The following is a 10,686-nucleotide window of genomic DNA, read 5'->3' on the forward strand; positions in this document are numbered from 1 at the left end:
TCCTACTTGTTGTCGTTGGTACTATCCTTCGCAGCTGGTGCACTCTTGCCATCAGTCGCAGCGGCGGTTGCTTTCGCAGCATCCTCTTCGGCCTTCTTAGCTTCCTGCTCCGCAGCATATTTGGACAGTGCATCGACGTTCAGTACGTCATCATCGTCATCGTCCATGTCCCGCAGCTCGATTTCGTTCTTATGACTGTCCAGGACCTTCATATCCAGACCCAGGGCTTGCAATTCCTTAACCAGTACCCGGAAGGATTCCGGTACCCCCGGCTTAGGAATCGGGTCGCCCTTCACGATGGCTTCATAGGTCTTGACCCGGCCCACGACATCATCGGACTTGTAAGTCAGGATTTCTTGCAGGGTATAAGCTGCCCCGTAAGCTTCCAAAGCCCAAACTTCCATTTCCCCGAAACGCTGACCACCGAACTGAGCTTTACCACCCAGCGGCTGCTGCGTCACTAAGGAGTACGGTCCGATGGAACGGGCATGGATCTTATCATCAACCATGTGGGCCAGTTTGAGGTAATACATCACCCCAACGGCGATCCGGTTATCAAACGGTTCACCCGTACGGCCATCGTAAAGGATGGACTTGGCGTCAGACGCCATGCCGGCCTCTTTGACCGTTGCCCACAGATCTTCATCCCGCACACCATCGAATACTGGTGTGGCCACATGAATGCCTAAGTTCCGAGCGGCCATGCCCAGGTGCAATTCCAGCACCTGACCAATGTTCATCCGGGACGGCACACCCATGGGGTTCAACAGAATGTCAACCGGGGTACCATCAGGCAAGTACGGCATGTCTTCTTCAGGAACAACGATGGACACTGTCCCCTTGTTACCATGCCGGCCGGCCATCTTATCGCCGACTTGGATCTTCCGCTTCTGAGCGATATAAACCCGCACCAGCATATTCACACCAGGGGACAGCTCATCGCCGGCCTCCCGGGTGAAGATTTTGACGTCTTGGATAATACCGCCGCCGCCATGGGGTACTTTCAAGGATGTATCCCGCACTTCACGGGCCTTTTCCCCAAAGATGGCATGGAGCAAGCGATCTTCCGCGGACAGTTCGGTCATTCCCTTGGGGGTGACCTTGCCGACTAAGATATCGCCGTCGCGGACTTCGGCACCGATCCGGACGATCCCGAATTCGTCCAAGTCCTTCAGCGCGTCTTCACCGACGTTGGGAATTTCACGGGTGATTTCTTCCGGTCCCAGTTTGGTGTCCCGCGCTTCGGATTCATATTCTTCAATATGGATCGAAGTGTAGACATCATCCTTAACCAGCCGTTCGCTCAAGACAACCGCGTCTTCGTAGTTGTACATGTTCCAAGTCATGAAGGCAATCAGCGGGTTTTGGCCTAAGGCTAACTCGCCGTTCTCCATGGCCGGCCCATCGGCGATCACTTCGCGGTCGTCGATCTTGTCGCCCTTGCGGACGATTGGCCGCTGGTTGTAGCTCTTACCAGAATTAGACCGGCGGAACTTCGTCAATTTGTACTTATCCAGGGCCCCGTCTTCGCGGCGGACCCGGATTTCCTTGGCATCAACGAATTCGACCGTGCCGGCATGTTCAGCCAGCATCGCGGTCCCCGAGTCATGGGCGGCCACATATTCCATCCCGGTACCGACTAACGGCGCGTGGGGATTGATCAGCGGCACAGCCTGCCGCTGCATGTTGGCACCCATCAGGGCCCGGTTGGAGTCATCGTTTTCCAAGAATGGAATACAAGCGGAGGCAACAGAGACAACCTGCTTGGGTGAAACGTCCATGTAGTCGACGTTGTCCGGGCTGGTTTCAATGTTGTCATCCTTGTGCCGGGCCAAAACCGTCTTGTCCCGGAAAGAACCGTCATCGTTCAAGACCGAGTTGGCCTGGGCAACGATGTAGTTATCTTCTTCGTCGGCGGTCAAGTAGTCGATCTTATCGGTCACCTTGTGGGTTTCCCAAGAAACCCGACGGTATGGGCTTTCGATAAAGCCATACTTATTCACCCGGGCATACGTGGCCAGGTTGTTGATCAAGCCGATGTTCGGGCCTTCAGGGGTTTCAATGGGACACATCCGGCCGTAATGCGTATAGTGGACATCCCGCACTTCGTAACCGGCCCGATCCCGGGTCAAACCACCCGGTCCAAGGGCGGACAAACGCCGCTTGTGGGTCAATTCGGCTAGGGGGTTGTTCTGGTCCATGAACTGGGACAGTTGGGAGGACCCGAAAAATTCCTTAACAGCCGCAACGACCGGCCGAATGTTGATCAATTGCTGGGGGGTCACGGTATTAGCGTCTTGAATCGACATCCGTTCCCGCACGACCCGCTCCATCCGGGCTAACCCGATACGGAACTGGTTCTGGAGCAATTCGCCCACGGAACGAATCCGCCGGTTGCCCAAGTGGTCGATATCATCCGTCGTGCCAATGCCTTCTTGCAGATTTAAGAAGTAGTTGACAGAGGAGAAAATGTCAGCCGGGGTCACGTGCTTGGTCTTAGGATCAATATGACCGTTGCCGATCATGTTAACTTCCCGTTCCGGATCCGTCTTGGAATAAACCTTGACGATTTGGAGGACCATCGGATCAGTCACAACGCCGTCTTCAGAGGGCGTATACGTGATCGTCTTGAAGTCATCCCGATCCAGATAAGGCGCCAATTTGGCCATAACTTTGCGATCGATCAAGTCGCCCTTATTGGCAATGACTTCGCCAGTATCCGGATCAGCCAAGGTTTCAGCCAGGGTTTGGTCCAGCAGGCGGGTCTTCAGGTTTAATTTCTTATTGAACTTGTACCGGCCAACGGCTGCTGTATCGTAGCGCTTGGGATCAAAGAAGCGGGCATACAGCAAAGACCGGGAACTGTCGGCTGTCTTCGGTTCGCCGGGGCGCAACCGTTCATAGACATCCTTCAAGGCCTCATCGACCCGCGGATCTTCTGTATTCTTGTGAATATCCTTTTCCAGCGTCAGCATCAGGGATTCAGAATCACCGAGAATGTCGATGATGTCGGAATCAGAGCCGAAGCCCAGGGCCCGCAGCAATACCGTGATGGGCAGCTTCCGGGTGCGATCGATGCGGACGTAAGCAATATCCTTGGCGTCTGTCTCGTATTCGAGCCAAGCCCCGCGGTTGGGGATCACTGTGGTGCCCCATGTCGTCCGTGAGTTCTTGTCGACTTGTGAATTGAAATAAACGCCGGGAGAACGCACCAACTGGGAAACGATCACTCGCTCCGCCCCGTTGATGATGAATGTCCCCTGCTCGGTCATTAACGGGAAGTCACCGAAGAAGACATCCTGGGATTTAATTTCCCCGGTGTCGTGGTTGGTGAGCCGTAATGTAACGTGCAGCGGTGCAGAGTAATTGGCATCGTGCTGGCGTGCTTCTTCTACCGTATACTTGGGTTCCAGCAGCTTGTATCCTTGATACTCCAAGGATAACTTGCCTTGGAAATCGTCGATGGGCATAATGTCATCGAACATTTCCTTCAAGCCTTCGTCCAAGAACCATTGATAAGAATTCGATTGAATTTCGATCAGGTTAGGCAGATCCAGTACTTCCTTGATGCGCGCATAACTTCTGCGGGTGCGGTGTTTACCATATTTCACTAAATGACCTGACAAATGATTCACCCCTCATAAGTTGTGACCCGAGCCGGCAGCGTAAATTGTTAAGGCTTTGTTAAGATCGCTGGTTTGTTCGGTTTTTGGGTAAAATAAAGGTCAAAAACAGTCCAGCTACCTGGTTGTTTTTGACCACTATTTTGCAAGTCCCGGACAATAGATCGCGACTCGCTTTTCCGACTCATAGACATATACTCTTACAAGTATACTCCGTAAATTCTAAAAGTCAACCCACCCACTGCATCGTCAATTCTGCTTCACCGGTGGCGTCGTCCACCTGCCGGGCAATGGTGGTAAATTGCTGCTGGGCGTAGAACTGATAGGCGGGCTGATTCTTGACGTAGACGTGCAGTGTGATACGCCGATGGTGCTGCTGCAGATAGCGGATCAGCGCGGTGCCGACACCGCGCTGCCGGCTGGCCTGATCCACGAAGAGCCCAGCCAGCTCATTACCCTGCATCCCGGCAAAGCCGAGGATCCGGCCTTGGTCGTCCACCGCGACAGTCACTTCGGCATCCGGCAGGGCTGCCAGCAGTGCGGCCTGATTCTTCTCCCAATATTCACTGGGAATGAAGTGATGGGCCTGCTGGTTACCGGCCAGCCAGATCTCACCCAACCGTTTCAGCTGGCTGGGCGTTAGATTGTTTATTGTATGCACTGTGACCATCATTGTCGACCTTTCTGCTCACGCATGTTGAACAGCCTTCCGCTGGTGCGGCCGGCGTACCCGCTGACCACGGAGAAAATCGCCAGGCCGGACGGGATGCGGACAATGGAACGTGACGATCTGCATGGCGTGGGGTGCGCGATCAATGGCGTTGCCGTCTTCATCGAACAAATCCTGCAGCGTCATCGCATAGTGAGTGAACCCAGGACCATAAAATTCAATGGGGTCGCCGATTCCAAAGTTGTTCCGCTGCTGAACCGTCACCGTCTGGGTGGCTACATCGTAAGCCTGAACTTCGCCAATGAAGCGGTACTGCGGCCGTTCCCGACCTTCGTCGAAAAGCTCATCCTGTTCCGTCGGGGTACCATAGTAAAAGCCAGTAGACATACCGCGCTGGGCAACTTTCCACAGGTCATCCACCCAAGCCGGATCCGTATGGTAATGTGCCGGATCGCGCATGTATGCATCCACTGCCGCGGAATAAACATTGGCCACCGTCGAGACGTAATGCACTGTCTTCATCCGCCCCTCAATTTTCAATGAATCCACGCCAGCATCGATCAAGTCCGGAATATGGTCGATCATGGCCATATCCACCGCACTCATGGAGAAGGCTTCTTTCTTCCCGTCTGGACCGACACTAGTCAGGTCGTTTTTCTGACCGAGCTGAGGCATGTCAAATATATCGTACTTCCAGCGGCAGTTCTGGGCACAGCCGCCCCGGTTGGCATCCCGCAGCCCCATATGATTGGACAGCACACAGCGGCCGGAGTAGCCGATGCACATCGCCCCATGGATGAAGGCTTCGATCTGGATGTCCGTGTGCCGGCGCATTTCTTTGATTTCTTCAATCCCGACTTCCCGAGCCAAGACGACCCGTTCCAAGCCCTCATCCTGCCAGAAATTCAAGGTTTCCCAGTTGCAGGAAGACGCCTGGGTAGATAGATGAATCGCTAAGCCTGGGGCGGCCAAGACGCAGGTCTGGATCAATGCTGGATCGGAAACGATCACAGCGTCAACACCGGTTTCCTGCACATGCTGGAAGAATTCCTCAGCCCCGGGCAAGTTGCCCTCGTGGGCGACGATGTTGGCCGCCACATAGACCTTGGCGTGGCGAGCATGGGCGTACTCGACGCCTGCCCGCATCTGGTCGAAGGAGAAATTCCCCGCCCGCGTCCGCAAGCCATAGGCGTCGCCGCCGATATAGACCGCGTCGGCCCCGTAGTCAATGGCCACCTGCAATTTTTCTAACGTCCCGGCTGGGGCAAGTACCTCTGGTCTTTTTATCATTTATTGCACCTCGTTTGGATCAATATCAAAGAATCCAGTATCCGTTGCGCGATTGGCGGGCGTGTTGTCCGCGATCACGTGCTGGCCGTCCGCGGCCAGATCTGCCGTCCATGTCCCCGCGGCCAGCGCATCCCGGGCGTGAACGAACGCCGCCGCAATTTGGGCAAACTGCTGGCCGGGCACGAACAATCCATCTAGCTTCCAGTACTGGATGCCCAAATCGTGGACCCTGGTCAGCGCCGGCATCAGGTTCACATCATTCGTGGCAAAGACATGAGTGCCATTGATGTCCTCATAGATCGAGTAATGGGTCTCCGGCTTATGCGGCGCGGAAATGAACAGACCGCGCTGACGGTCGGACCGTTCCTGGTGCTGTTTCACGAAAGAAAAATAGTTATCCACCAGCGGCCGGCCGGATTGATGAATCACACTGGCGCCATAGACCAGATAGGACACCGGAATATCGACATGCTGCATGAGCGGCACCAGCTCACCATAAGGCACTTCCGGTGCGACTTGCGCCGCCACCGCCCCATGCCGGCCCCAGAAGTTGATCTGGCGGGAACTGGTCACCAAATCAGCGCCGTCATAGAGATACGGTAGTGGAAACCGGTTGGTTTGCAGCACATGGATCGCCCCAGGGTCGCCGATGCTGACCATGTCCACGTGCAAGTCGGTGAGAAATTGGAGGTAGTCGGCTACTTTAACGATGCGATCGTTATGAAAAATAGCGTTGACCGCCACCATGATTTTCTTCCCGGCTTGGTGCACCAGCTCGACCAGGGCCGGTAATTCATCCCGGCCAAAACTGTGCGGGAGGCGCAAGCCGAATTCGTCCTCCCCGGCATATAGCCAATCCACCCCAGCATTCAGCAAGTGCTGAGCCTGTTCCAGGGATTCCGTTGTCGCTATGATCTCTGCCACGTTGTGACCATCCTTCCATTGAAAGCAATGGTTTTATTGTAGCACGAAAGAAGCACCAGACAACCGCAGAGGTGGTCTGGTGCTTCTTGGTATGCATTATGCTTTAACGGTTTCTTTCGGAGCAGCCGGTTTCTTCTGGTGATCGTGGGGGTGCTTCACCGTGACGGTGATCTTCCCCTTGCGCGCACCGATCGTAATGTGATCGCCGGCCTTGATCTCGCCGCTGAGCAGCATCTCGCTGACGCTGTCCTCGACTTGCCGTTGCAGGGCCCGGCGAATCGGCCGAGCGCCGTAGTCAGGATCGAAGCCCTTAGCCGCGACGACATCAAGGGCGGAAGTGGTCATCTTGACCGACACATCCTGTTCCTCAAGCCGCTGCAGAACTTGCTTGGACATGATCCGGACGATCTTGCGCAGTTGTTCCTTATCCAATGGATGGAAGACAACCACTTCGTCGATCCGGTTGATGAATTCCGGACGGAAGAACTGCTTCAACGCATCCAGAATCTTGCCCCGCATATCGCTGTAATCTTGCCCCTTATCCTGAACACCAAAGCCCACAGACTTGTCGTCGCGGACAGCGGTGGCACCCAGGTTGGAGGTCATGATCAGAATAGTGTTGCGGAAATCGACCCGACGGCCCTTGGCATCCGTCAAATAACCGTCATCCAGGACTTGCAGCAGAATGTTGAAGACATCTGGATGGGCCTTTTCCACTTCATCGAAGAGGACGACCGAATACGGCTTGTTGCGAACCTTTTCGGTCAATTGACCGCCCTCGTCGTAGCCTACGTAACCCGGAGGCGAACCGATGAGCCGCGAGGTGGTGTATTGTTCCTGGTACTCAGACATGTCGACCCGAATGAGGTTATCCTCAGAGCCGAACATTGCCTCAGCCAGGGCCTTAGCCAGCTCGGTCTTGCCGACGCCGGTGGGGCCGAGGAACATGAACGAGCCGATGGGCCGGCTGGGATCCTTCAAACCGCTGCGGGCCCGGCGAATGGCCCGGGCAACCGCGGAGACAGCTTCGTCCTGGCCAACGACCCGTTTGTGGAGAATGCTCTCCAGGTTCACCAGCCGTTCGCTTTCGCTCTTTTGCAGCTGGGTCAGCGGCACGCCAGTCCATTCTGAAACGACCTGAGCAACATCCTCGCCAGTGACTTGGATGTCGGTCCGAATACCGGACGTATCGTCCTTGGCCTCGGTAGCTTCCAGCTGAGACTTTAAGCTCATTTCGTCTTCCCGATAGTTGGCGGCCGTTTCAAAGTCTTGGTTCTCAATAGCCGCTTCCTTCTTGCTGATCAGGTCGCGAATCTTGTCCTGCAGCTTATCCTCCGGGGATTTCTTGTCGGCGGAATCCAAGCGGACCTTCGCGGCAGATTCATCCACCAGATCGATGGCCTTATCCGGCAGGAAACGGTTCGTGATGTAGCGATTCGATAGGACAACGGCTTCGTGCAAGGCCTCATCACTGATGGTGATCCCGTGATGCTGCTCATAACGCGGGCGCAGGCCTTTCAAAATCTGTTCGGTTTCCTCCGGGGTCGGCTCGTCGATCTGTACCGTGGCAAACCGCCGCTCCAACGCGGAATCTTTTTCAATATACTTCTGATATTCATCCAGTGTGGTGGCCCCGATCAATTGGAGCTCACCCCGGGCTAGCGCCGGCTTCAAAATATTGCTGGCATCAATCGCCCCTTCGGCACCACCGGCGCCGATCAAGGTATGCAGTTCATCAATGAAGAGAATGACGTTGCCATCCCGGTAAATTTCATCAATGACTTTCTTCAATCGGTCTTCAAACTCGCCCCGATACTTGGTACCGGCCACCAAAGACCCCATATCCAGCATCATCAGGCGCTTGTTGGCCATGTCCTCAGGAACCTTGCCGTCAACAATACGTTGGGCCAAGCCTTCAGCGATGGCGGTTTTACCCACCCCTGGCTCACCCACCAGGACGGGATTGTTCTTGGTGCGGCGGGACAGAATCTGAATGACCCGGCGGACTTCCTTTTCCCGGCCAACAACCGGATCCATTCCGTTCTCGCGCGCGAGTTGGGTCAGATCCCGGGCTAAGCCATCCAAGGTCGGCGTGCCCTGAGGATTGCCCGCAGCACTGCGCCGATCCGTCGGCCGCTTGCTGCCAGTATCCCGGACACCCATTTTCTTCAATAATACTTGACGCGTCTTTGACAGGCTCAGACCAAGATTAGTCAGAATCCGTGCAGCCAGAATGTCATCCTCATGGAGAATCCCCAGCAGCATGTGTTCCGTCCCAATCTTGCTGGCGCCTAAGCGCTTTGCCTCGTCACCGGCGTAGGAAAGAATCTGCTTCGCCTTTGGTGAATAGGGCAAGTAACTTGTCTCATCGGGCTGATCAGAAGCAGAAGTCGCCCCGAAGCCCGTGAAGCGTTCAATTTCTTCTTTCACGTCGTCCGGACTGATGGTCAGCTGCCGCAAGGTTTTGCCGGCCACTCCGTCCGTCTCCAGCACCAGTGCCAACAGCAAGTGCTCCGTCCCCACTGCATGGTGGTGGAAGTAGCGGGCTTGCTGTTGGGCAAGGGCTAACACGTTACGGGAGCTATTCGTAAATAAGTTGTCCAATTGACTCTGCTCCTTTCGTAGTCGCAAAGTGATTCAGGTGCTTAAAAATGAGAGGATCACGATGTCGCTATCAATACGATGTGAATTACATTATACATAGGCTGGCGACAGATGCAACCCCACCAGGAAATTTCTGGACTTTTCGCCCATTTCTTTTGTGGGCTGGCTCATCGTCGTTTTCTCATTGAAAACGGCTCATGGTAATCCTCGATACACCTTCTAGTCTAAACAAGGGAGCGAACGTTGTCTATCTTTTTGCGCCAGTCCGGTGGATCGGCCCGTAATAAACAACGACTGTGCTTTGTTATATGCCAAAAACAGACCGAAGTCAAAGACTTCGGTCTGTCATTAGTAATCGGGAAAACAGGATTTGAACCTGCGACCCCTACGTCCCGAACGTAGTGCTCTACCAAGCTGAGCTATTTCCCGATAGGAAAAGCGGAAGACGAGATTCGAACTCGCGACCCCCACCATGGCAAGGTGATGTTCTACCACTGAACTACTTCCGCATATTGAATTGTCAGACCCAAATCGGGAAGACAGGATTCGAACCTGCGACCCCTACGACCCTAACGTAGTGCTCTACCAAGCTGAGCTACTTCCCGAACATGCACCCAGTAGGAGTCGAACCTACAACCTTCTGATTCGTAGTCAGACACTCTATCCAGTTGCGCTATGGGTGCGTATTTAATTTGTGTACTTCATTGTAATGCCGAGGACGGGAATCGAACCCGTACGGTGATCACTCACCGCGGGATTTTAAGTCCCGTGCGTCTGCCAGTTCCGCCACCCCGGCATAAACTTTACAACGAAGCGGAAGACGAGATTCGAACTCGCGACCCCCACCATGGCAAGGTGATGTTCTACCACTGAACTACTTCCGCAAACTAAAGTGCCGACTAGACGATTCGAACGCCCGACCCTCTGATTACAAATCAGATGCTCTACCAACTGAGCTAAGTCGGCAGATTGACGCATGCGGGTAAAGGGACTTGAACCCATACGTCCAAAGGACACTAGAACCTAAATCTAGCGCGTCTGCCAATTCCGCCATACCCGCGACATGGTCAATGAGTCGTGACAGTCTCGAACTGTCGACCCTCTGATTAAAAGTCAGATGCTCTACCAACTGAGCTAACGACTCAATGGAGGCTACAGGGCTCGAACCTGTGACCCTCTGCTTGTAAGGCAGACGCTCTCCCAGCTGAGCTAAGCCTCCATTAAGAACAGCAGCGTCCTACCCTCGCAGGCAGTTTCCCACCAACTACTATCGGCGCTGAGAAGCTTGACTTCTGTGTTCGGCATGGGAACAGGTAGTTCCTTCTCGCTATCGCCACTGTACTTAAATTTGAGAGTTTGTTCTCTCAAAACTGGACATCATGAAGTGTCTTTCTTCGAATCACCAATGTGACTCTTTGAGGTGCGTACCTTCCGGTACGCTCTTGGTTAAGTCCTCGACCGATTAGTACTGGTCCGCTCCACCCCTCACGGGGCTGCTACTCCCAGCCTATCTACCTGATCATCTCTCAGGGGTCTTACTTCCTTAAAGGAATGGGAAATCTCATCTCGAAGGGG

5 protein-coding genes, 10 tRNA genes and 2 rRNA genes are annotated in these 10,686 nt (G+C 54.4%); all 17 read right to left on the bottom strand.

Going from position 1 to position 10,686, the window contains the following annotated elements:
* Nucleotides 1-2: 2 nt before the first annotated feature.
* On the bottom strand, nt 3-3,626 hold the full coding sequence (gene rpoB / locus H627_RS0110985) for a DNA-directed RNA polymerase subunit beta (RefSeq protein ID WP_027829001.1): 3,624 nt from the start codon (nt 3,624-3,626) through the stop codon (nt 3-5).
* A 226-nt stretch (nt 3,627-3,852) separates the two neighbouring features.
* Nucleotides 3,853-4,296, bottom strand: coding sequence for a GNAT family N-acetyltransferase (locus tag H627_RS0110990; RefSeq protein WP_051225370.1), 444 nt, complete (start codon nt 4,294-4,296; stop codon nt 3,853-3,855).
* 15 nt (nt 4,297-4,311) lie between these two features.
* Nucleotides 4,312-5,583, bottom strand: a complete 1,272-nt coding sequence (locus H627_RS20425; protein ID WP_051225371.1) for a peptidase U32 family protein — start codon at nt 5,581-5,583, stop codon at nt 4,312-4,314.
* Nucleotides 5,584-6,507: a peptidase U32 family protein gene (locus H627_RS20430; protein ID WP_027829003.1), complete on the bottom strand. Its 924-nt coding sequence runs from the start codon at nt 6,505-6,507 to the stop codon at nt 5,584-5,586.
* A gap of 96 nt (nt 6,508-6,603) precedes the next feature.
* Nucleotides 6,604-9,111: an ATP-dependent Clp protease ATP-binding subunit gene (locus H627_RS0111005; protein WP_027829004.1), complete on the bottom strand. Its 2,508-nt coding sequence runs from the start codon at nt 9,109-9,111 to the stop codon at nt 6,604-6,606.
* A 355-nt stretch (nt 9,112-9,466) separates the two neighbouring features.
* Nucleotides 9,467-9,540, bottom strand: a tRNA-Pro gene (locus H627_RS0111010).
* A gap of 8 nt (nt 9,541-9,548) precedes the next feature.
* Nucleotides 9,549-9,620 (bottom strand) — tRNA-Gly (locus H627_RS0111015).
* Between the two features lie 22 nt (nt 9,621-9,642).
* Nucleotides 9,643-9,716 (bottom strand) — tRNA-Pro (locus H627_RS0111020).
* 4 nt (nt 9,717-9,720) lie between these two features.
* Nucleotides 9,721-9,794, bottom strand: a tRNA-Arg gene (locus H627_RS0111025).
* Between the two features lie 27 nt (nt 9,795-9,821).
* A tRNA-Leu gene (locus H627_RS0111030) sits at nt 9,822-9,907 on the bottom strand.
* Nucleotides 9,908-9,923: 16 nt separating this feature from the next.
* Nucleotides 9,924-9,995 (bottom strand) — tRNA-Gly (locus H627_RS0111035).
* 9 nt (nt 9,996-10,004) lie between these two features.
* Nucleotides 10,005-10,077, bottom strand: a tRNA-Thr gene (locus tag H627_RS0111040).
* Nucleotides 10,078-10,088: 11 nt separating this feature from the next.
* A tRNA-Leu gene (locus H627_RS0111045) sits at nt 10,089-10,171 on the bottom strand.
* Between the two features lie 11 nt (nt 10,172-10,182).
* Nucleotides 10,183-10,255, bottom strand: a tRNA-Lys gene (locus H627_RS0111050).
* A gap of 2 nt (nt 10,256-10,257) precedes the next feature.
* Nucleotides 10,258-10,330, bottom strand: a tRNA-Val gene (locus H627_RS0111055).
* A 5-nt stretch (nt 10,331-10,335) separates the two neighbouring features.
* Nucleotides 10,336-10,452 (bottom strand): 5S ribosomal RNA (gene rrf, locus H627_RS0111060).
* Between the two features lie 101 nt (nt 10,453-10,553).
* Nucleotides 10,554-10,686, bottom strand: a 23S ribosomal RNA gene (locus H627_RS0111065); the annotation flags it as partial.

The sequence above is a fragment of the Schleiferilactobacillus harbinensis DSM 16991 genome (assembly GCF_000425885.1).
Classification (GTDB): Bacteria; Bacillota; Bacilli; order Lactobacillales; family Lactobacillaceae; genus Schleiferilactobacillus; species Schleiferilactobacillus harbinensis.

What these genes read in the sequence shown, in the direction of transcription:
- H627_RS0110990 (WP_051225370.1), bottom strand. Translation starts at nt 4,296, where the DNA reads ATGATGGTCACAGTGCATACAATAAACAATCTAACGCCCAGCCAGCTG.
- H627_RS20425 (WP_051225371.1), bottom strand. Translation starts at nt 5,583, where the DNA reads ATGATAAAAAGACCAGAGGTACTTGCCCCAGCCGGGACGTTAGAAAAA.